The sequence below is a fragment of the Goodfellowiella coeruleoviolacea genome (assembly GCF_024171785.1).
In the GTDB taxonomy this organism is placed as follows: Bacteria; Actinomycetota; Actinomycetes; order Mycobacteriales; family Pseudonocardiaceae; genus Goodfellowiella; species Goodfellowiella coeruleoviolacea.
Genome location: NZ_JAMTCK010000013.1, coordinates 131268 through 152213, shown reverse-complemented (window position 1 = coordinate 152213; position 20946 = coordinate 131268). Strand labels below are relative to the sequence as shown.

Here is a 20946-nt window from a genome sequence, read left to right as displayed (position 1 = left end):
GGAGCGCGGGATTGTGATTCGGTGTGGATGGCGCCGGACAACGCCGCCCTCGATGACGTGGTCGGGCCGGTGCCCCGGCCGTTGGCGACATTTCCGCCGGTGTTCCGCCGCAGTGGAACCAGAAATTCATCCGGGTGCCGGGATGATTCACCCTGACGGCCGATCAAGGCCGGGAGCCGTGCCGGTGACGGTCGCGGTGCGGTTGGGGGTCGCGCGGGGTGGGCGACCCTGGCTGGCGCGAGCGGGTGAAGTCGGACAAGGATCGCGGCAGCAGCGCAGCACCACCGCAGCGACACACCACCACAACGACACAGCACCGCAACGACGACACCGACGGAGGCAGTCATGAGCACCGAGGGCAACCAGCGCCCGGCCCGGCGTGATCCGAGCAGGCTCGTGGACGCGGCCGGGTTCCGTGCCTTTGTCCAGTCCGGTTGGGACGATCCGGTCCGCGAGCCGCGGTTGCCCGCCGGGGCCGCCCAGGCCGCGGCCGACCACCGGCGGCGGCTCAGCGAGCAGGTGCCCGGCCGACGCGTGGTGGTCGCCGCCGGCCGCGCGCCCGTCCGGTCCAACGACACCGACTACGCCTTCCGGCCGGACAGCGACTTCTCCTGGCTGACCGGGTGCGATGCCGAGGGCGCCGTGCTGGTCATGCACCCGGTTCCCGGCGGGCACGAGGCCGAGCTGTACCTGCGCGCCCCGGCCGGTCCCAAGGAGGTCGACTTCTTCGCCAACGCCAGGGACGGCCAGCTGTGGATCGGCGCCGTGCCAGACCTGGACGCGTGGTCGCGGGTGCTCGGCATGCCCTGCCGCGACCTGGAGGGACTGCCCGCGGCGCTGCGCGGCCGGCACCCGGCGATCATGGCCACCCGCGGGGCCGACCCGCTGGTGGACGCGCTGCTCGAAGTGGAGTCCGCCGGGTCGCTGCGCACCACCCTCGCCGAGCTGCGCGCCATCAAGGACGACTGGGAGATCGGCCAGCTGCGGGCGGCCGTGGACGCCACCGTGGTCGGCTTCGGTGAGGTGGCCGCCGCGCTGCCGGCCGCGATCCGCGGTGGTGGTGAGCGCTGGCTGCAGGGCACCTTTGACCGGCGTGCCCGGACCAGCGGCAACGGTCCCGGGTACGCCACCATCGTGGCCGCCGGCGAGCACGCGCCCGTGTTGCACTGGGTGCGCTGCGACGGCGCGGTGCCCGAGGACGGGCTGGTGCTGCTGGATGCCGGCGTGGAGGTGAACACCCTCTACACCGCCGACGTGACCAGGACCTTCCCCGCGTCCGGGGAGTTCAGTCCGGCGCAGCGGCAGGTCTACGACCTGGTCCACCGGGCGCACCTGGCCGCGATGGCCGAGGTGCGGCCGGGGCAGGACTACGGCGCGTTCCACCGCACGGCCATGGCCGTGCTGGCACAGGGCCTGCACGACTGGGGTCTGCTGCCGGTGTCCGTTGACGAGGCGCTGGAGTCGGACAACCAGCACCACCGCCGCTACATCGTCTGCGGTGTCGGCCACTTCCTCGGGCTGGACGTGCACGACTGCGCGAGCGCGCGGGCGTCCGCGTACCACGAGGCCGTGCTCGCGCCGGGCATGACCCTGACCGTGGAGCCGGGGCTGTACTTCCACGCGACCGACCAGACCGTGCCGCCCGAGCTGCGCGGCATCGGGGTGCGCATCGAGGACGACCTGGTGGTGACCGCGACCGGCGCTGACGTGCTCTCCGCCGACCTGCCCATCGACGCCGACGGCATCGAGCGCTGGGTGGCCAGCCAGCGGTGACCAGCCAGCGGTGACCAGTTGGTGGTGACCAGTCGGCTGGTGACCGGCCAGCGGTGACCGGCCGGGCGCCTGGTCGGGCCGCGTGGGGCGCCTCAGCCGGTGGTCGTGGTGGCGGACCCGGCCGCCGGGGCGCGTCCGGTCACCTGGCCGTCGCCGCTGACCAGCAGCCCGGCCTGCGGCCCGCCCGGTGGGCAGCCGGGGCCGTTCGGGTGCTCCAGCGCCGGCGTGGTGTCGACCTGCTGCTCGACCACGGTGGTGCCGGTGGTGTCGGTCAGCGTCAGCCGCACCCGCACGGCCCGCTCCGGCAGGTTGCCCAGGTCGGCGAAGCCGTGCTTGCCGCCGGTGGGCACCGCCTCGGCCGCGCAGGCGACGTCCGGGCCGGTGCCGCCGCTGGCGCAGCTGGCCGGCCCGGCCGTGGTGGCCGGTGCCAGCTCGACCAGCGGTGTGCTGCACACACCGTCCCAGCACACCGTCATGGTGGCGGCCGCGACCCGATCGGCCAGCGGTGGGGCGATGTCCAGGCTGATGCCCACCCGGGTGGCGATCTCGGTGCAGACCTGGCCGCCCGCCTCGACGGCACTGCCGCAGGCGGTCAGCGCGACCAGGGCGGCGGACAGCGGGACGAACGGACGGAGCGTGGAGGTGTGGTGAGGCACACCGCACAGACGGACCAGCCGCCGCACCGGGTTGCCTCACCAGGAGGTGACAGCCCGCCCCGGGGAGCACGCGCCGTCGCCGACACCGGTGCGGCCGGGGTGGTGCCGGGTTTTTCTGGCTCTTGTCACCCGGATGGCCCTGCCTGAACGTGCAACTCGCGGGGTTTGCAAAGTCAACTCGCGGGGCGGGGGTGCCACCAGCGGCGTCGGCGGGGTGGGGGCAGTGCGCCCCGCTCGACGAGCCAGGTGGCGAACGCGGCCGCGTCCTGGCGCATCCGGGTGCCGGCGCGGCGCGGGTGGTCGGCGGCGAACTCGTCGAACAACGGGCGGAAGCGCTCGTCCAGTGCCTCGGTCAGGTCGGGGCGCAGCACGGCCACGACGCCGCGCCGCTTGGCCAGCAGGGCGCTGGCCTCGGCGCGCAGCCGCTGCTGGTCGAATCCGGCCGGTGGGGTGCCGCCGGCCAGCAGCGCGTGCAGGAGTTCGGCCTGCTGGGCGGCCAGCCGTTGCCGCGCTGCCTCGGTGGCCCTGGCGTCGCTTGCGCGGTCGTTGCTGACCCTGGCGTTGCTGGGGCCGGCGCCGCGCGCCGCACCGGTGGAGCTGGTCACCGCCGCTGCTCCGGGTCGGCCAGCACGGCGCGGATGGCGTCCAACTCCGCGGCCAGTTCCGCGTCACTGGGGTAGTTGTCGTCGCGTTCCAGCAGCACGCCGGGCGGGTCGACGCGGCGGCGCAGCTCCGCCAGCAGGTCGAGCACCTCGGGCAGCACCGGGTGGGCGTGCGTGTCGTGGTAGACGCCGTGGTGCTCGACACCACCGGCCACGTGCACGTAGGCCAGCCGCTCCAGGGGGATGGCGGTCAGGAACTCGGCCGGGTCGGTGTTGATGTTGCGGGCGTTGGCGTGCAGGTTGGCCACGTCCACCAGCAGCAGGCAGTCGGTGCGCTCGACCAGTTCGGCCAGGAACTGGCCCTCGGTCAGCTCCCCGTCCGGCCAGTCCAGCAGCGCGGCCACGTTCTCCAGGGCCAGCGGGACCGGCAGTTCGGCCTGGGCGGCCCGGACGTTGGCCACCAGCACGTCCAACGCGTCCGCGGTGCGCGGCACCGGCATCAGGTGCCCGGAATCCAGGCCGCCGGCCCGCACGAAGCACACGTGGTCGCTGACCAGCGGCGCGTCCAGCGCCTCGGCCAGCGCGGCCAGGTGTGCCACCCGGTCCCGGTCGACCGGCTCAGCGCCGCCCAGCGACAGGGACACGGCGTGCGGCAGCACCGGCACCCCTCGGCCCCGCAGCACCCGCAGCGACTCGGGCAGCCGGTCGGGGCTCAGGTTCTCCGCCACCACCTCGACGAAGTCGACCTGGGGCAGCCGCTCCACGGTCAGGTCGATCTCCGACCGCCAGCCGATGCCCACCCCCAGTCGGGGAATCGCCACCATGTCCGTTTCCTCTCTCCCGCTGCGGCTCTCGCCCCGCGACTCGTGTTCCCGCGACTCGTGTTCCGGCGGCTCGTGTGCCGCGGCCGGTTCTCGGCCGCGGCCGCGCCGGGGAAGGGGTGCCCGGCCGGCCGGCCTGGGCACCCCGGGTGTTGAGCGGTGTCGACGACGGTCCGGGCGGCTCAGCGGCCGACCAGCGGCGACCGGTTCGACAACCCCCGTGGTCCGCTCAGCACCCCCATCCCCCCGGGCTGGTCTTCGAGGTCACCCGCCGCCCCCGCAGCCGCCGCCACAGCCACTGCCGCAGCCGCTGCTCCCGCTGCCGCACGAGGACGACGAGGACGACGAGTCCGAGCCGCTGGAGCACGAGCCGCTGGCGACGATCCCGCCCGAACAACTGGAGGCGACCGTGGTCGAGGACCCGAAGCGGCGGCGGGGCCTGGCCGGCGCCAGCACCCGCCGCACGGTCGGGTCGGGGTAGGCGCCCAGGCCGTGCACCGCGACGAGATCACCCGCGGCCGGCGGCACCTGTCCGGGCGGCACCCCGTGCCAGGGGGACACGGACCCGGTCAGGCGGTCCCTGGCGGCTTCCAGCAGCCGCTGCCCGCGCTCGGTGCGCGGCACGGCCGGGCGGCTCCTGAGCAGCACCGCCAGCACCGCGGTGACCAGCAGCAGCACCGTGAGCCAGCCGACGGGCGCGCCCACGGCCACCCCGTTGATCCAACGCAGCACGCCGACGCCGAGCAGCACCAGCAGGGGTGTCACCGCCAGGCGCAGCCTGGCCCGCACGGTGTCGGCGGCGACCAGCAGGTCGCGGCGCACCAGCGCGCTGGCGAGGTCGCGGCTCAGCGCCGGGTGGTTGACCACCGACGCCAGCAGCAGCGACACGGTGCGGCGCAGGTGCCGGCTGGCGTCGGCGAGCACCGCCTGGTCCACCGGACCGGTGGCCGGCACACCGGTGACCGACACCGTGCCGGCCCGGCTGGTCCGCAGCGCCCCCGACTCGACCAGCCGGGCCAGTGCGGCCTCGGCCACCCGCCTCGGCCCGCCGGCGAGATAGGCCAATTCGTCCGCGGAAAGCGGCTCAGTTGATTTGTTCTGGGCGGCCGCGCGCATTCGGGCGCGCACGATCAGGCCAGAAATCAAAGCGACGGCGAGAGCCACGCCGTAGCCGGCCAAAAACTGTGGACCCGTCAAACCCCACGACTCGTGCATGTTGCCCCCTCAGCGTGGCTGGGCCGGTGAACTCGGTGGTTCGCCGGGCTGATCCAGATCCACGGCCAATGGTGTGCCCTGGGCCACACCGGGGCAAGAGGATTGACGAAGGCTTAGGGTTTCGTTTTCGACAACGGTCGGGGCATTCCGGCAACCGGCCCAGCGGTCACCGGAATGCCCCGGGAAAAGACGCGATTCGCTACTTCGCCACGACTGTCGGACGCACGCGGGCCGGGTCGGCCGGCCCTGGTGGTCAGCCCTGGTCCGACTCGCTGACCAGGGTCAGCGAGATGCTGTTGATGCAGTACCGCTGGTCGGTCGGGGTCGGGTAGCCCTCACCCTCGAACACGTGCCCCAGGTGGCTGTGGCAGGTGGCGCACAGCACCTCGGTGCGCACCATGCCCAGGCTGCGGTCCTCCCGCAGGATGACCCGGTCCTCGGCCAGCGGGGAGAAGAACGACGGCCAGCCGCAGTGCGAGTCGAACTTGGTCTCGCTGCGGAACAGCTCAGCGCCGCAGGCACGGCACTGGTAGACGCCCACGGTCTTGGTGTCCACGTACTCGCCGGTCCAGGCCGGCTCGGTGCCGGCCTCGCGCAGCACGTGGTACTCGGCCGGGGTCAGTTCGTCCCGCCACTCGCGTTCCGACTTGGTGACCTTCGGGGTGGCATCGGCGACAGGCTTCATATGTTCACGCTAACCCGCGCGTCCACCAGGGCTCCGGTGCGGGACTCCGGGGCAGGACGTCAGAACAGGATGGCGACGATCGAGCCGAGGGCCTGCCACACGGCCACCAGCACACCCAGCAGGATCAGGCCGACCACCAGGACCGCGACCAGGCGCTGGTGGCCGGTGCTGCGGTTGGCCGAGTCGACGAAGTCGCCAACGCCGTCCAGGTAGCCCTCGACCGTGTAGCTGGGGCGGATGCGCTCCATCCGGTCGAGGTGCTCGGCGAACGCCCTGGCCTCGGGGTCGTCGGGGTCCAGCCCGACCAGGTCCTCACCGAACCGGCCGGGCGGTCCGGAGCGCCGCTCGTCGTCCCCGTCCCCCGGCCGGGGCGGAACGTAGACACCCATGCCCCCACAGTACGGCGGCGCGCACCGGCAGCGCAGCCGCACGCCCGGGGTGCGACCGGTCGGGTCAGGCCAGGACCGGTGCGGGTACGACCGCGCCGACCTTCTCCCCGTGGCCCAGCACCGGCACGGCGGCGATCTCGGCCAGCGCGGCCAGGTCGGCGCGGTCCGCGGCCAGCCCCAGCCGGCGCAGCGCCGCCACCAGCACCACCGGCCGGGCCCGGCTCGACCCGTCGGCGATCTTGACCGCCACGGCCGAGCCGTCCGGCAGGCCCAGCCCGTACACGCCCTCGGCGCCGTCCTTGGCCACCGCGCCCGGCACCGCGCGCATCAGCGCGGTGACGTCCCGGCCGGTGCCGCCGACCCATTCCGGGTGGCGGCTCATCGCGTCGGCCACCCGCCGCCGCCTGCTGCCGGCCGGTGCGCTGGCCAGCCGGCCGAACGCCCTGGCCAGACCGACCAGGCTGATCCCGAACAGCGGGGCGCCACAGCCGTCGACGCCGACCGCGCCGATCGGCTCGCCGGCCAGTTCGGCCAGGGTGTCGCTGACGCGGGTCTGCAACGGGTGGTCCGGCGACAGGTAGCTGGCCGTGGGCCAGCCGTTGTGCACGCAGGTGGCCAGCATGGCCGCGTGCTTGCCGGAGCAGTTCATGTACAGCGGTGCCGGACCGCGGCCGGCGGCCAGGTGGGCGGCGTGCGCGTCCGGCCCGATCGGCAGGCCGGGGGTGCACCGCAGGTCGGCCTCGGTCAGCCCGGCGCCGGCCAGCACCCGGCGCACCCCGTCGACGTGGAAGTCCTCACCGGAGTGGCTGGCGCAGGCCAGGGCGAGCAGTTCGGCGGGCAGGTCCAGGCCGGCCCGCAGCATGGCCAGCGCCTGGAACGGCTTGTTCGACGACCGGGGGTAGACCACCCGCTCCGGCTCGCCCACGGACAGCACGGTCCGCCCGTCCGGCCCCAGCACCACCACGCTGCCGTGGTGCACCGACTCCACGAAGTCCCCGCGTCGCACCTCGGCGACGACCTGGTACCCGCTCACCCGCTGCCACCCGCCCCTTCCTCGTCCCAAACGTTTGGCCACGGCGCGCGCGGAGGCCCGCCCCGCCGCGGTGGTGGCCAGTGAACCCAAGCGCCGGCCGCGCTGTCGAGCCGTGGACCGGCCGAAGAGACGCACGTGACACACCCGCCTCGGGCGCGATCACTCAGGGCGTTCACCCGGTGGCCGGGTGCGCGCGGCACTACCGTCGCTGTCATGGGCGAGCACCTCGAACTCGACGTGCCAGGGCCCCACGGCACCCGGCGCGTGCGCGTGTCCAACCCCGGCAAGGTCTACTTCCCGGAACCGGGCATCACCAAGGAACAGGTGGTGCGCTACTACCTGGCGGTGTCCGAGCCGCTGCTGGCCGTGCTGCGGGACCGGCCGACCATGCTCAAGCGCCACCCCGACGGCGTGACCGGCGAGCCGTTCTACAGCAAGCGGCTGCCCAGGGGCGCGCCCGACTGGGTGGAGTCGGCGCGCATCGAGTTCCCGTCCGGGCGCAGCGCCGACGAGCTGTGCCCGACCGAGCCGGCCGTCCTGGTGTGGGCGGCCAACCTGGGCACCTTCGACTTCCACCCGTGGCCGGTGCGCCGGCCCGACCTGGACCACCCGGACGAGCTGCGGGTGGACCTGGACCCGCAGCCGGGCACGGACTTCGCCGACGCCGTGCGCGTGGCCGGGGTGCTGCACGAGGTGCTGGACGAGGCCGGGCTGGTCGGCTACCCCAAGACCTCGGGCGGCCGCGGGGTGCACGTGCTGGTGCGCATCCGTCCGGAGTGGACCTTCACCGAGGTGCGCCACGCGGTGATCGCGCTGGCCAGGCAGGTGGAGCGGCGGATGCCCACCGAGGCGACCACGGCGTGGTGGAAGGAGGAGCGCGGCCGGCGGGTGTTCCTGGACTACAACCAGGCGGCCAGGGACCGCACCATCGCCTCGGCCTGGTCGGTGCGCGCCACCCCGCGCGCCACCGTGTCCGTGCCGCTGGACTGGGCCGAGCTGACCGAGGTGGACCCGGCCGAGCACACCGTGCTGACCGTGCCCGACTGGCTGGCCGAACACGGCGACGCGCACGCCAGCGTCAACGACCGCGCCTTCGGCATCGAGGGCCTGCTGGAGTGGTACGAGCGGGACCAGCGCGACCACCAGCTGGGCGACCTGCCCTACCCGCCCGACTACCCGAAGATGCCGGGAGAGCCCAAACGGGTGCAACCCAGTCGGGCCAAACGCCGGTGACCTGCGCATCCGTCTGCCCCGGGCAACTCGCCCGGCGCGACCAGGCGTGCGCTCCGCCCGAGGTCCGTAGCATGGATGGCGGGCACGCGGTCGGCTGAACGGAGGGATCCCGATGACCGAGGACTACGTCGTGCGGTTCGTCGGCGGCCCGCTGGACGGCCGGGTCGAGTCCCGACCGCAGCCGCTGATCCCCAAGCAGACCGTCACCCACGTGTACCTGCACTCCGGGCCCAAGATCGTGCACCACTACGACCTGCACTACGCCGTGGAGTTCGGCTGCGAGTACCGGCTGCGGGTCGACGAGGCCGAGCACCCGGAACCGCCCCGCTGATTGCGCCCACCGCAGCGTCCTGACCTGGGGCGAGGCTGATTCGGCGGTGGTTCACCCGGCCGGAGCGCCCCCGTCGGCGGTCACGCTGCGCCTCGCCGGGCACGGCCCTAGCCTTCGCCCGTGAGCCTTGCTGGACCACCCGGTCCCCGGCCCGACGCGGTGCCCGCGCCCGGCCGGGCGCCCAGGGCGTGGCCGCGGGTCCTGGGCACCGGCGCGCTGCTGTGGGTGCTGAGCGTGGTGGTCACCTTCCTCACCGGCAACACCACCCTGCTGCCCACCGTGGTGCTGCTGGGCAGCTTCCTGGTGCCGGTCACGTTCGTGGCGTGGGCGTTCGAGCACCTGCGCGGCAACACCGTGACGCTGTACCTGGTGGCCAGGGCGTTCCTGGTGGGCGGGCTGCTCGGGGTGCTGGCCGCCTCCCTGGTGGAGAGCTACCTGCTGGCCCCGACGGTGTGGCTGTACCTGGGGGTCGGTCTGGTCGAGGAGCTGGCCAAGCTGCTCGCGCTCATGCTGGTCACCCGGCGCGCCTTCGCCGGGGGCGGGGCCGAGCGCACCCTGGCCGACGGCCTGCTGCTGGGCGCGGCGGTCGGCTTCGGCTTCGCCGCGCTGGAGACCTCCGGCTACGCCTTCAACGCCATGCTGACCATGCGCGGCCTGTCCCTGGGGCAGCTGGTGGAGACCGAGATCCTGCGCGGGGTGCTGGCGCCGGTCGGGCACGGCCTGTGGACGGCGATCCTGGGCGGGGTGGTGTTCGCCGCCAGCCGAGGCGGGCGGTTGCGGCTGACCGGCGGGGTGGTGCTCGCCTACCTGGGCGTGTCCCTGCTGCACGCGCTGTGGGACGCCATGCACGGCATCGCCGTGGTGCTCACCGTGGTGCTCACCGGCACCGCCTGGCAGTACCAGCTGTTCCAGCTCGGGTACGTGGTGGCGCCGACACCGTTGCAGGCGCACCTGTTCACCCTGATCAACTGGGTGGGGCTGGCCCTGGTGGCGCTGCTCGGGCTGGCGTGGCTGGCCCGGCTGCGCGAGCGCCTGCCCCGCACCAGTCCCGCACCAGGGCAGACACCGCCGGGGCCCGCGGCGGGACCAGCGCCACCCGGACCGCTGGGACCGCCGCCCAACCCGCTGGGGCCGCCAGCCTGAACCTGCCGGCACCGGGTCAGCGGCGCAGGTCGCGCACGTTGGCGACGAGCAGTGCGGTCGCGCCGATGCCGAGCAGGCCCACCAGGGCCAGCCGGCGGAAGTGGACCAGCAGGAACAGCAGCCCGATCAGCACCAGCAGCGCGCCCACCAGCATGCCGAGGCTGGCCAGGAACGCCAGCAGCTTGCGCCGGGCCAGCGCCTCGACCGTGGTGAACGCGAGCAGCACGGCGGCGAACGCGGGCAGTCCGATGTGGACCGGCACCGAGGTCAGCGCGGCCATGGTCAGGATGAACAGCGGGATGCTCAGCGCGGCCCAGACCCGCAGGAACCCGACCCGGCCGCGCTGGGTGCTGCGGTAGGGCAGGTGCGGGTCGCGCAGGTGGGCCTGGGGCGGGTCGGGTGGCAGCGGGTCGCGCAGCGACTCCCGGTGGGCGGCGCGCTCCTCGGCCAGGCGGGTGCGGTGCGCCGACAGCTTGGCCAGTTCCCGCTCGGCCTCCTCGATCGCCTGGGCGCGTTCCCTGGCCAGCTCCCGGGTGGCCAGTTGCCGCCGCAGCGAGGCCAGTTCCGCGGCCTGGGCGCGCAGCCGCCGCCGGCGCTCCTCGATGTCGGCCTCGGCCTCGGCGATCAGCTCGTCGAGCGCGGTGACCCGCTCGGCCAGCGCCCGGGTGCGGGCCGCCGGGTCCGGGGCGACCTTGTGCAGCCCGGCCCAGCCCACCGGGTCCGCCCAGGAGGTGCGCACGGTGCCGTCGCGGTTGTAGCGGGGGCCGGCCGGGGCGCGTTCCCCGCTGAGCCAGTCCCGGGTGTCCCGGCCCCACAGGCCCCGGAAGGAGCGCACCCACGGGGTGTCGTCGTCGATGAGCACGGCCTGCCACGGGTGCGCGCCGCCCGGCCCGACCTGGGGGCCGTCGCCGCGCGCGTAGTCGATGAACGGCACGGCGATGCCCCGCCGGTCCCGGTCCCTGGTCCACGGCAGCAGGAACCCGGTCAGCTGCTGGTAGCGGTGCACCAGGGGGCGCAGCGGCTTGGGGTTGACCGCGATCAGGTAGTCGCCGGGCAGGATGGCGCCGGAGTGCGAGCCGGCGCCCACGAACACCACCGGGTGGTCGCCGCGCCGCCGCAGGTCCGGGTCGTCCCAGCGGCGCCGCAGGTTGTCGCCGACCGACTCGTGGGTGGACGCGGCCACCCACGCCGGCCGCAGCCCCTCGGGGGTCTCGGCCAGGTACACGCTGACCGTCTCCCAGTCGGCCTCGTGCTCGTTGAGCCCGCCGAACGTGGTGCGCCAGTCGTTCATGGCGTAGAAGAACCAGTACTGGCAGACCACGAACCCGCCGTCGCGCACCACCCGGCCGTAGTAGGTGCAGCCGGCCGGGGCCAGCGTCCGCTGGTACTGGGTGGCCGCGGCGGCGGCCAGCCCGCCGGGCACCGTGCCGCGCACCACCAGGGAGATCTTGACCAGCACGTCGATCACCCTGCTGACCATGCCCACCGCGGCCAGCCGGCCGGACAGCCCGGTGCTCGGCCGGTTCTGCCGGCGCCAGCGCCGCACCTCGGCCGGCCCGAACGGCTCGTGCACGAACCGCAGGTGCAGCGCGTCGGTGGACCGGGCGGCGGCGATGTCGGCCAGCGCCTCCAGGGTCAGCTCGCCGGGCTCGGCCACCGGCTCCTGGTGGCCGTCCCTGGTGGTCACCCACAGCCCGCACGCGCGCACGTAGCCGTCCACGGCGGTGGGCAGGAACTGCTCGCCCCTGGTGTGCATGATCACCGGCTCGTACGCGCGCAGCAGCGCCAGCGCACCGCCGTCGGCCCACTTCTCGGTGGCCAGCGCCGCGGGCGGGGCGAGCGTGGCGGCTGGGGGAGCCACCGCGCCGGGGTGGCGGTCTGGCTGCGGCATGTCCCTCCTCGGCGGGCCTCGGCGTCGGCCTCCGGCGCGTGTCACTGGTGTACCAGCGCCGGCCGACCAGCAGGAGAATGACATGCACACACGCGGTGACGTCGGTGAACTCGTTCGGTGTGCGCGAATCGGGCCGACGCGGCCGGCCCAGCCCCAGTGTCAGCTCCCGGCGCGCAGTCCGGTGAACACGACGTCGAGGATACGGTCCCGGGTCGCGGTGTCGCAGCCGGCGTGCTCCACCGCTCGGGCGGCGCCCACCAGCAGCGCGATCACCTCGGCCGGCCGCAGGTCCGCGCGCACCGCCCCGGCGCGCTGGGCCCGGCCGAGCAGGGCACCGACCGCGCGCAGCAGGTCCTGGCCGGCCTGGTCGACCGCGCTGCCGCCGCCCGGGGTGCGGCCGGGGCCGGTGTCGCTGGATGCGGTGTCGTTGGGGCCGGTGTCGTTGGGCCCGGTGTCGCTGAGTGCGGTGTCGGCGAGTGCGGTGTCGGCGAGTGCGGCCAGGTAGGCGGTCCTGGCCGCGGCCTGGCCGATCACCCGCCGGAAGAACGCGAAGAACGCCGTGCCCGCGTCGCCGTCCCCACCGGATTCGTCCGCCTCCCGGGCCAGGGCGCGCAGCCGGCCCACCACGATCGCCTGGAGCAGCGCCTCCTTGGTGGGGAAGTGGCGGAACACGGTGGCGATGCCCACGCCGGCGCGCTGGGCGACCTCCTCGGTGGACGCGGCCGCGCCACCGGCGGCGAACACGGCCTCGGCCGCGGCCAGGATGCGGGCCCGGTTGCGCCGGGCGTCGGCCCGCAGCGCCGGTCGGGCCGCGCGTGCGGGTGCGCATGTCGTGGACGCCGGTGCCGCGGACGTCGGTGCCGCGGACGTCGGTGCCGCGGACGTCGGTGCCGCAGACGTCGGTGCTGTGGACGCCGGTGTTGGGGGCGCTGGTGCCGTGGACGTCGGTGCTGGGGGCGCCGTCATCGGTCCACGTCCACGTCCACGTTCATGTCCACGCCGCGCAGCCGGCTCGCCGCGTCCGGTCGTGCCGGATCGTCCGAACAGGACATGTGCGGCCCCCTGCTGGTGTGCGCCACGGCGATCGGCGCGCAACGCTAGTCGGGCCGGGCCGCGATCACGTCCCGCACGCGGTGGATTCCGGGTCCACCTGGGGGTGACGCCGCCGCGGCCGGGTCAACCTGGGGAGTAGCGCGGCTGCGCCTCCGGTGCGACGCGACCGGGCGGCGTGGCTGGTTAGGCTCTGGCGGTGTCTGTCCGGGCGAGGGTGGAACAGCGACTGCGGCGGACAGATCCACGCGTCGCGGACGCCGTCCTGGCCGTGGTGCTGTTCGCCGCCATGTGCGTGATGGGCGCGGTGTACCACGAACCGGGGTGGCGCCGGTTCCACCTGGACTCCTACCTGCTGACCGCGCTGATCTGCCTGCCGCTGGCGGTGCGCCGGCTGGCGCCGATGCTGGTGCTGCTGCTGGTGTCCCTGGCCTACGTGGCCTACCTGACCGTCGGGCACAGCCCCAGCCTCAACTACTGGGGCCCGGTGCTGGCCCTCTACAGCCTCGCCGGCCTGCGCCCGAACCGGGAGGCGGCGTGCGGCGCGCTGGTCACCGCCGCGGTGCTGTTCTACAGCGGGATGACCCCGCAGTTCCCGTGGGCCGCGGCCCTGGTGCAGGCCACCGCGGTGCCGGCGGGCGCGTGGATCCTGGGCGGGCTGACCCGGCAGCTGGCCGAGCGCAACCGGCAGCTGGCCGAGACCACCGCGCGGCTGCGCGAGGAACAGCGGCGCCGCGCCGAGCAGGCCGTGGCCGAGGAGCGGCTGCGCATCGCGCGGGAGCTGCACGACGTGGTCGCCCACCACGTGGCGGTGATCTCCATGCAGGCCGGGCTGGCCAGTTACGTGTTCGACACCGACCCGGCGACCGCGCGCGGCGCGGTGGACGTGATCGGCGGGACCAGCCGGGAGACGCTCAGGGACATGCGGCGGCTGCTGACCCTGCTGCGCGGGGCGGACGGGCCCGGGGCACCCGACGCCGACGCCGGTGGCGCGGCCGACCCGCTGCTGCCCGAGGACGGGCCGGCGCCCGGGCTCGACCGGCTGCCCGCGCTGGCCGAGCGGGTCCGCGCGGCCGGGGTGGACGTGGTGGTCGACCTGGCCGACGACGTGCGCACGCTGCCGTCCGCGTTGCAGCTGACCGTGTACCGGGTGGTCCAGGAGGCGCTGACCAACGTGCTCAAGCACGCCGGCCCGTGCCGCGCCGAGGTGCGGCTGCGGCGCGACGGCCAGCGGCTGACCGTGCGGATCAGCAACGACGCGGGCAGCGCGCCGCCCCCGGCCGAGGACAGCACCGGGGACGGTGGCGGGCACGGACTGGTGGGCATGCGGGAACGCGCCCGGCTCTACGGCGGAACCGTGACGGCCGGGCCTTGCGTCGAAGGCGGGTTCGCTGTGGAGTTGACCATGCCGCTGCCGTGATCGCTCCCCGGGGGAGCAGCGAACCTTGGGCGGCGGCACCAACAGTGAACCGGCGCACCAGGGAAGAACACCAGCTGATGATCAGCGTGCTTGTCGTCGACGATCAGGCGCTCATCCGAGCGGGCCTGGTCGCGCTGCTGACCGCGGCACCCGGGCTGAACGTGGTGGGCGAGGCGGCCGACGGCGAGCAGGCCGTCGGCATGGCCGCGGCGCTGCGACCGGACGTGGTCCTGATGGACATCCGCATGCCCGGCGTGGACGGCATCACCGCGACCCGGCGCATCCTCGCCGCCGCGCCCGAGCCGCCGCCCCGGGTGGTCATGCTCACCACCTTCGACCTCGACCAGTACGTCTACCAGGCGCTGCGCGCGGGCGCGGCCGGGTTCGTGCTCAAGGAGACCGAGCCGGCGCGGCTGCTGCGCGCCATCCACACGGTGGCCGAGGGCGAGATGCTGTTCGCGCCCAGCGTGATCCGCCGGATGGTGGAGACCTACGTCCAGCGCGCCGCCGAGACCGCCGAACCCACCGCGCCGGCGGGCCGCTGGTCGCTGGACGCGCTCACCACCCGGGAGCAGGAGGTGCTGCGGCTGGTCGGCACCGGCATCACCAACGCCGACATCGCGGCGCGGCTGTCCATCAGCGAGGGCACGGTCAAGACGCACCTCAACCGGATCATGACCAAACTCGACCTGGCCAGCCGCGCCCAGGCGGTGGTCGTCGCCTACGAGACGGGGTTGGTGGTGGCCGGGCGGGGTGTCGACCCGCGCTGAGCCGCCCAGCGCCAGAACGCGCGATCAGCGGTTCGGCGGCAGCGGCTGGCCCGTGCCGTGCTCAGTGCGCGGTCCTGACTCCGTGGGGGCTCACCCCCGGGTTTCCCCTACCAGCTCTCCGATCGCGGTCACCAGCTGCCGCGGCCCGGCCGGCACCAGCGTGACCCAGCCGTCCCGGCGCAGGTGCATGATCCGCCCGGCGGGCGTGTCGTGGAACCCGACCACCCGGCGGGCCCGCCGCCAGGTTCCCCTTTCCTCCGCCACGGTCGCCCCGAACTGCCCGCGCCAGCCCGCGCCGTCCACCATGCGCGCCACCGCCCGCGCCTGCGCCGCCCGCACCCCGCGCCGCGTCAACGCGTCCGCGAGCACGCCGACGTCACTGGTCTGTGTCTGCCTCGCCTCGGCCACCGCCGCGTCCAGCGTGGACGCCTCGACACTCACCGAGTCGTACCGCGGCGTCTCGGCCTGGGGCAACAGCCCCACCAGCTGGCTGAGCAACGCGTGTTCCGGCAGGGCACGGGTGACCACCGTGTCCCGGTCGTCGTCAACCACGGCCAACACCGCGGCCCCGCCGATGACCGAGCCCCACGCCCGCAGTCGCTGTTCGGTGTGCAGGCGGGCGTCCACCGCCCAGGAGAACCGTGCGAGCCTGGCCAGCTGCCCGGCCAGGTCCGGATGCAGACTCCGCTGATCAGCCAACCCCCTGGCCGCCAACGATTCTCGGGTGGACCTGACGATCTCCTCGCGCTCCGGCCAGGTGTCGCCCGGGCTGGGAAGATCGAGAACGTGGGGCAGCTCACCGAGCCCAAGCGTCGACCAGCACACTTCAAACTCCGTTGTGGACAGCTCAACCGGTGTCCACTCACCTATGGCAGCAGTCATCGCCTCACCAACACGAGCAGCGGAAACCCCGCGACAGCAACGTCACGGGGTGGGGAATCAGGTGGGGTGAGAACGCGTGATCAGCGGTGCGGCAGCTCGCCGATCACCGGCGGCGCGACCTTCTGCCCACCCTCGTCGTCAACGAAGTGCTCATCGGTGGGACGGGCGTACTTGTCGGAGTGCTCCACGTCCTCCTCGCCCTTGCCGCCGCGCCCGACCGCACCGGCACCCATGCCCGCACCAGCAGCCGCGCCAACCCCACGTCCCGCACCAGCACCGGCCGCCGTGCCAGCCCGGGTGCCCGCCGCCCCACCAACCCGCTCATCCGCGACCGCGCCCACACCCGGCCGGGCCACCCCACCCGGGACCCTGCCACCCGGCTCGCCCCCACCGGGCACGCCACCGGGGATACCACCTCGCGTTCCCGCACCAGCCAGGCCCCGCGACCCCACGCCACCAACCGTTCCACCCGGTCCCTGCCCAACACCTCCCGGCGGCAACCCCCACGCGGGCAGGCGCTGCGCCTCGCGCCGCTGCCGCAGGCCGTCCTCGTACTCGCGGCGCAGCTGCTCCAGGCGCTGCTGTTCCCGCTGCTGCTCCAGCTGCCGTTGACGCTCCACTTCGGACACCGGGTCTTGGTGGTGGAAGGACGGAGTGGTCGTGTCCACCGGTGGACACGGCACCGGTCGCACCTGCCGGACGGGGTCCGGTCCTCGCGGCGGAACCACACCCGGGTAGTCCACTCCTGGAGTGGTCGGTGGCAGCGACGGTGCCCGCCGCACCTGATCCCCGGTCGTGGCATACGAGGCGTACGACGGGTCGGCCTGCCCCGCCCGCCGATCAACCGAATACGTCGACGAATCAACCGACTGAACGTTGGTGGTGTCGGTCACCGGAGCCGGGTTCACCACCATCGTCGGCGGCTCCCGCATGGCCGGCATGCTCGTCGCCCGAGCACGAGTGGCCGACTCGTACTCGTACAGCGCCCGGTTGGCTTCCTGGTCGGCCTGCCGATAGGCGGCCACCTTCTCCTGCGCGTCGGTCTGCACGTCGAACACGCCGAACGTCCACGCGTTGACCATGCTCGCCGCCCCATCCTGAAGGCGATCACCAAAGCTCTGGTCCAGACTTGGCGGCGGTGGCACCTTGTTCCGCACATCCCCAGCCGCAGTCGCCTGCTCCTCAACACCCCGGCTCGCCTGGCTGGTCAGATCCCCGGAATCACCCAACCAGTCAGCGGCCGCCACGAACTGCGCACTCGCCGACTCCGCCGCGCCACCTTCCCACGATCCCCCCAGATCGGAAATGGCCCGCCGCAGGTCGGCCTCAGCATCGGCGATGTCCTCACCCAGACCGCGCAACTCGTCCTGCGTCGAAATCAGGGCCATCGGCCCCTCACCCTGCTGCATCCATCCGTTCTTCTCGGGCAGGCCCACGCCCTCGAACCGGTTGTACCGAATCTCCGGAATCATCGCTCCCCCTAATCCCGTTCACTTCAACGTCTGCAACGTCTGCACAGCCAGTTCGGCGCCATGCCTGGCATTGGCGCACATCTGCTCCAGCGGTATCGCGCCTGCCGTGTAAAGCGTGAACTGCATGTCAAGGCTCTGCCCCTCGGCGACATCCACCACGACATTGCACGAGATGTCCTGGTCACCCGGTAGTCGAGTCTCCACCGCGCCGAAGCCGCCCACATTCAGCACCTTGACCTCAGCGTTGCGCTTCTCCTTCAGCCAGACGTCCGCCCCTTCCTGAGGAACAAGCGAAACCGAATAGCCATAACGTGGCGTGCCTTCAACTTTCCGGTAGCCACATAGGGGATTGCCCAGGCTGTCAGCTCCGTCTGCGTTCAAACGAGGCGCTTGGTCCGTGCCAAGCTCCTTCTGCTGCGACTCAGTCAACAGCTTGCAGGGATCAATGCCGTCAACCTTCAACTCTTCAGGGCGCTTGGGCAGGCTCTCTCCGCCGTCACCACTGGTCCTGCCAGTCGAGACAGCGCTGGAGGAAGTCTGCTGGGTCCCACTGACAGAGGGCTGATCCCGCATCGGACTACATGAAGCAAGGATGAGTGCACCGACACCGATCGCTGTACTAAGCACTATGCAGCGACCAGCAGCAGTCGTGGTCAACGATTCTCCGTTCTCGTCACTCTTTTGTGGCTTTACAGCCCGTCTGCTGTCAACCGTTCTCGTCTAGCGCCCGCTTGATGTCCTCATCTGTATATCCGTACGACTTCGCGGTCGCCTTAAGCTCTTCTGCCGTATCGGCAAGGTTGTCAGCGTACTGGCGAGCCCGGGAAATATATGAGTCTGAGGCGTCAATAAGTCGATAGTTGAGCACGCGAGCCATATCCTTACTCACCGGATCATCCCAGGCCGGCTTGGAACGCATCCGATTAGCTCGGCGGTCGACAGTTTCATACAGCTGGATGGCTTTGTCCTGGAAGAGTTTGGCGATCTGGAGGACGTTGTCCTTGTTAACGGTGACCTTGCCGCCGCCCCCGCTCCACGGCTGGACCGGCGGCGCTGGCTGGTTTTCCTTGTTCCAAGGCGCGTTGTCGAAGGGCCGGTCCGCCCCACGCCACTCGTTCACTGACTCCCCTCACATCCACTTTCTCACTCTGGCAAACGCACTGACTGTAGCAAGTCGGACACGCAGCGGGGTGGAGTTGAGTGAATGGGCCGGACGTCACGCGAGTGGCGTAGCGGGGCGCACTGTCAGTTGAACTGGGACTTGATCACGTCCGTGGCGATGGCGTCGGCCAGTGCCTTCTTCGAGAGGTCCGGTGGGTCGAGGTTGTCCGCTGCCCATCGGGCAGCCGAGGCGCGAGTGTCCGGCCGGGGAGCGGGAAGGCCGACCCGCTCGCTGGCGAAACCCGGATCAGCGGCTGGGGCACTGGCCGGGTCGGCGGGCATCGGCGCGGTGCAGGCGGCCGTAGCCGACAGGAACAGCGGAGCCAGCAGGCACACGCGCCAGCGGTCAGTCCGACGCGCTGGCGCGCCACGTGGTGTTGATCCTGTTCTGGGCGCAGCCACGCCAGCACGCGTCGTGGAACGCCTGGGCCGCGACCAGCAGGCGGTGGGCGATGCGCAGGTCGTCGTGGGTGAGGTGGGCGGGGTCGGACGGCTCGAAGGTGACCTGACCGTCGGCGGTGGCGACGACCAGGGCCGGTTCACCGCTGGCGGCACCGAGGTAGGACGCCGTGGTGTCCTTGTCCAGTCGAAGGGTCAGCGAGGGGGCACCGGTGTCCTCGCTGGGCGGCTCGACCAGGGCGTAACCGTCGAACCAGAAGATGTCCTCCCAGTAGTAGGGGGCGCTGGTGTCGACGAAGTCGTTGCCGCACATGTCCTTGCGCGGTTCCACCAGCAGCGCCGCGTACTTCGCGTCGTCGTACTGGCCGGCCGTCAGCTCGCGCAGGCCCCACTCGCGCAGCCTGTTCGTGTGCTCCCGCAATGACTCCGGCGAGACGTCGGAGATCTCCACCAGCTCGACCTTCAACTTCTCGTACCACTCGCAGATCCTGTTCGGATTGTGCACCTCGCACAGGACGTAGGCGTACGTCATGAACACCTCCGTATCAACGTGGCTGACGTGATCTCGACTGTCCTCAGTGGACGGAAGTGGGGGCGGGTAGAGCGGGATGAGGTCAGGAGCACCGTGGTTTCGAGAGACTACGCGAGTGACGCAAACATTGTCCTGCCCCGAACGGGTGCAGATGTGTTGCTGTCGGTAGCTCTTGGGTGTTCGGCTCACGTGGGCGCGGCTGGGGCAGACTTGCCTCATGGCGGAGGAAGATCCCGGGCCAGTTGTCCAGCGTCTGATCCTCGGGAACCGAGCGAGGGAGCTACGCGAGCGGGCTGGACTTGGACTGGAAGCAGCTAACAGCGCCCTTCGTTGGTACCGAGGAAAGCTCAGCAAGATCGAGACTGGGCGGATTTCACCGTCTCCGAAGGACACTGAAGCGCTGCTCAAGCTGTGCAACGTGATTGGTGCCGAGGCTGAGGACATTCGCAGGCTGGCCGCCGCGTCACGCCGGTACGCGGCACCGGAACGCGTGGCGGACTCCGGACGCGATTATGTGGCATTTGAGCGGGTAGCGTCCACGATCGACATGGTGTACCCAGAAGTCCCTGGTCTTCTGCAAACGATGGAATACGCTCGCGCTCAGCTCATGTGGTCGCCCGTGATCCTTGGCAGTGAAGTCATGGGCATGGCTGCTGCTCGGGAGGAAAGGGGTGAGCGTCTTCGGGCAAGCTCCACTCGTACTCGCCTGATATTGGGTGAGGAGGCGCTGTACCGCCAAGTGGGTGGGAACGGGGTGCTCCGCCGCCAACTGGAGCGTGTGCTCGATTTTTCGCGGCTTCCGCACGTGGCGATCCGCGTGATGCCGTTCCAATCTGGTGCGGCCCCAGGCTTGAGCTGCCCCTTCACGCTGCTCTACATCGAGGCGGCGAAGGCGCACATCGTGTACGCGGAGACGTTGACCGGTGCGGACTACATCAAGACCCCTGGAGCGTACAGTCTGGTCCTCGAACAGATGTGGGAGCGAAGTCTGTCTGACGAGGACACCAGAAGTCTGTTGCAAGACCGTATTCGAGACATTGCCGACTGAGGGAGCGACACATGTGGCAGCCTGCATCCACCCTTGCTGGGGCAACCTGGCGAAAGAGCACGTTCAGTGGAGGTGGCGGGGCACAGTGCGTTGAACTTGCCCGCGTCGGCGCGGGAACTGCCGTCCGCGACAGCAAGTTCGCGAGTGGGCCGGCCATCATTTTCCCAACCACTGTGTTCAGCGGGTTCCTCCTGAACGTGAAGGCCGGTCAATACGACTTGGGGCGATAAAATGTCGACTTGGCGGAAGAGTTCGTACAGCGGTCAGCCGGACAACAACTGCGTTGAGATGCTCGTTTCTGTCGACCGGAGCTTTGTTCGGGACAGCAAGCGGCCGGCGGCTGGAACTCTGACATTCGAGTCTGCGGCGTTCGCCGCGTTTCTCTCGGCCGTCAAGGGTGGTCGGCTCGACGTCCGGCACTGAGCTGAACACGGTGGAGC

24 protein-coding genes are annotated in these 20946 nt (G+C 72.1%); 9 read left to right on the top strand and 15 right to left on the bottom strand.

What is annotated here, in order from left to right; translation table 11 throughout:
* The first annotated feature begins 345 nt into the window (after window positions 1–345).
* Entirely contained in the window at window positions 346–1773 is a 1428-nt protein-coding gene (locus LX83_RS26225) for an aminopeptidase P family protein (protein WP_253776015.1), read from the top strand.
* 92 nt (window positions 1774–1865) lie between these two features.
* Here LX83_RS26225 and LX83_RS26220 read toward each other — a convergent pair whose 3' ends face one another.
* The 7 genes from LX83_RS26220 to LX83_RS26190 all read right to left on the bottom strand — a co-directional run bounded on the left by LX83_RS26220 (window position 1866) and on the right by LX83_RS26190 (window position 7174).
* Window positions 1866–2429: a hypothetical protein gene (locus tag LX83_RS26220; protein ID WP_253776013.1), complete on the bottom strand. Its 564-nt coding sequence runs from the start codon at window positions 2427–2429 to the stop codon at window positions 1866–1868.
* 173 nt (window positions 2430–2602) lie between these two features.
* Window positions 2603–3034 (bottom strand): hypothetical protein, encoded by a 432-nt coding sequence (locus LX83_RS26215; protein ID WP_308204052.1) that lies wholly within the window; start codon window positions 3032–3034, stop codon window positions 2603–2605.
* Window positions 3031–3855, bottom strand: a complete 825-nt coding sequence (locus LX83_RS26210; protein WP_253776011.1) for a DUF692 domain-containing protein — start codon at window positions 3853–3855, stop codon at window positions 3031–3033. Before LX83_RS26210 ends, LX83_RS26215 begins: the two co-directional genes overlap by 4 nt.
* Before the next feature lie 261 nt (window positions 3856–4116).
* Entirely contained in the window at window positions 4117–5067 is a 951-nt protein-coding gene (locus tag LX83_RS26205; protein ID WP_301328923.1) for a TIGR04222 domain-containing membrane protein, read from the bottom strand.
* Window positions 5068–5320: 253 nt separating this feature from the next.
* Entirely contained in the window at window positions 5321–5752 is a 432-nt protein-coding gene (gene msrB / locus LX83_RS26200; protein WP_253776008.1) for a peptide-methionine (R)-S-oxide reductase MsrB, read from the bottom strand.
* A gap of 59 nt (window positions 5753–5811) precedes the next feature.
* The gene (locus LX83_RS26195; RefSeq protein WP_253776006.1) at window positions 5812–6141 is read right to left on the bottom strand and encodes a hypothetical protein; all 330 of its coding nucleotides are present in this window, start codon (window positions 6139–6141) and stop codon (window positions 5812–5814) included.
* Window positions 6142–6205: 64 nt separating this feature from the next.
* Entirely contained in the window at window positions 6206–7174 is a 969-nt protein-coding gene (locus tag LX83_RS26190) for an asparaginase (RefSeq protein ID WP_253776004.1), read from the bottom strand.
* Window positions 7175–7387: 213 nt separating this feature from the next.
* Here LX83_RS26190 and ligD point away from each other — a divergent pair, with 213 nt between their 5' ends.
* The 3 genes from ligD to LX83_RS26175 all read left to right on the top strand — a co-directional run bounded on the left by ligD (window position 7388) and on the right by LX83_RS26175 (window position 9881).
* Window positions 7388–8407 carry a non-homologous end-joining DNA ligase gene (ligD, locus tag LX83_RS26185; RefSeq protein WP_253776002.1) on the top strand — a complete coding sequence of 340 codons (1020 nt, stop codon included), beginning with the start codon at window positions 7388–7390 and terminating at the stop codon, window positions 8405–8407.
* A gap of 112 nt (window positions 8408–8519) precedes the next feature.
* Window positions 8520–8738, top strand: coding sequence for a hypothetical protein (locus LX83_RS26180; protein ID WP_253776000.1), 219 nt, complete (start codon window positions 8520–8522; stop codon window positions 8736–8738).
* A gap of 120 nt (window positions 8739–8858) precedes the next feature.
* Window positions 8859–9881 carry a PrsW family intramembrane metalloprotease gene (locus LX83_RS26175; RefSeq protein WP_253775998.1) on the top strand — a complete coding sequence of 341 codons (1023 nt, stop codon included), beginning with the start codon at window positions 8859–8861 and terminating at the stop codon, window positions 9879–9881.
* 16 nt (window positions 9882–9897) lie between these two features.
* Here the strand turns inward: LX83_RS26175 and LX83_RS26170 are convergent, their stop codons facing one another.
* On the bottom strand, window positions 9898–11772 hold the full coding sequence (locus LX83_RS26170) for an ATP synthase subunit B family protein (protein ID WP_253775996.1): 1875 nt from the start codon (window positions 11770–11772) through the stop codon (window positions 9898–9900).
* A 159-nt stretch (window positions 11773–11931) separates the two neighbouring features.
* The gene (locus LX83_RS26165) at window positions 11932–12738 is read right to left on the bottom strand and encodes a TetR/AcrR family transcriptional regulator (protein ID WP_308204050.1); all 807 of its coding nucleotides are present in this window, start codon (window positions 12736–12738) and stop codon (window positions 11932–11934) included.
* A gap of 283 nt (window positions 12739–13021) precedes the next feature.
* Between LX83_RS26165 and LX83_RS26160 the strand changes: the two genes are divergently transcribed.
* Together LX83_RS26160 and LX83_RS26155 are read left to right on the top strand one after the other, a co-directional pair.
* Window positions 13022–14242 (top strand): sensor histidine kinase, encoded by a 1221-nt coding sequence (locus LX83_RS26160; RefSeq protein ID WP_253775994.1) that lies wholly within the window; start codon window positions 13022–13024, stop codon window positions 14240–14242.
* A 77-nt stretch (window positions 14243–14319) separates the two neighbouring features.
* Entirely contained in the window at window positions 14320–15012 is a 693-nt protein-coding gene (locus LX83_RS26155) for a response regulator (RefSeq protein ID WP_253775992.1), read from the top strand.
* Window positions 15013–15102: 90 nt separating this feature from the next.
* Here LX83_RS26155 and LX83_RS26150 read toward each other — a convergent pair whose 3' ends face one another.
* From LX83_RS26150 to LX83_RS26125, 6 genes are all read right to left on the bottom strand, one after another.
* Window positions 15103–15894, bottom strand: coding sequence for an ESX secretion-associated protein EspG (locus tag LX83_RS26150; protein ID WP_253775990.1), 792 nt, complete (start codon window positions 15892–15894; stop codon window positions 15103–15105).
* An 80-nt stretch (window positions 15895–15974) separates the two neighbouring features.
* Complete coding sequence (locus LX83_RS26145) at window positions 15975–17366, bottom strand: PPE domain-containing protein (protein WP_253775988.1); 1392 nt, start codon at window positions 17364–17366, stop codon at window positions 15975–15977.
* Between the two features lie 18 nt (window positions 17367–17384).
* Window positions 17385–17993: a DUF3558 domain-containing protein gene (locus LX83_RS26140; RefSeq protein ID WP_308204060.1), complete on the bottom strand. Its 609-nt coding sequence runs from the start codon at window positions 17991–17993 to the stop codon at window positions 17385–17387.
* A gap of 79 nt (window positions 17994–18072) precedes the next feature.
* Window positions 18073–18486 (bottom strand): hypothetical protein, encoded by a 414-nt coding sequence (locus LX83_RS26135; protein ID WP_253775984.1) that lies wholly within the window; start codon window positions 18484–18486, stop codon window positions 18073–18075.
* Window positions 18487–18611: 125 nt separating this feature from the next.
* Window positions 18612–18863, bottom strand: a complete 252-nt coding sequence (locus tag LX83_RS26130; RefSeq protein ID WP_253775982.1) for a hypothetical protein — start codon at window positions 18861–18863, stop codon at window positions 18612–18614.
* A 10-nt stretch (window positions 18864–18873) separates the two neighbouring features.
* A complete protein-coding gene (locus tag LX83_RS26125; RefSeq protein WP_253775980.1) occupies window positions 18874–19458 on the bottom strand; it encodes a hypothetical protein in 585 nt (194 codons plus the stop codon).
* Window positions 19459–19675: 217 nt separating this feature from the next.
* Between LX83_RS26125 and LX83_RS26120 the strand changes: the two genes are divergently transcribed.
* The 3 genes from LX83_RS26120 to LX83_RS26110 are packed head-to-tail and all read left to right on the top strand — an operon-like array spanning window position 19676 to window position 20929.
* Window positions 19676–20506 carry a helix-turn-helix domain-containing protein gene (locus tag LX83_RS26120; RefSeq protein ID WP_253775978.1) on the top strand — a complete coding sequence of 277 codons (831 nt, stop codon included), beginning with the start codon at window positions 19676–19678 and terminating at the stop codon, window positions 20504–20506.
* Between the two features lie 11 nt (window positions 20507–20517).
* A complete protein-coding gene (locus LX83_RS26115; RefSeq protein WP_253775976.1) occupies window positions 20518–20736 on the top strand; it encodes a DUF397 domain-containing protein in 219 nt (72 codons plus the stop codon).
* Window position 20737: 1 nt separating this feature from the next.
* A complete protein-coding gene (locus LX83_RS26110) occupies window positions 20738–20929 on the top strand; it encodes a DUF397 domain-containing protein (RefSeq protein ID WP_301328921.1) in 192 nt (63 codons plus the stop codon).
* The last annotated feature ends 17 nt before the right edge of the window (window positions 20930–20946 follow it).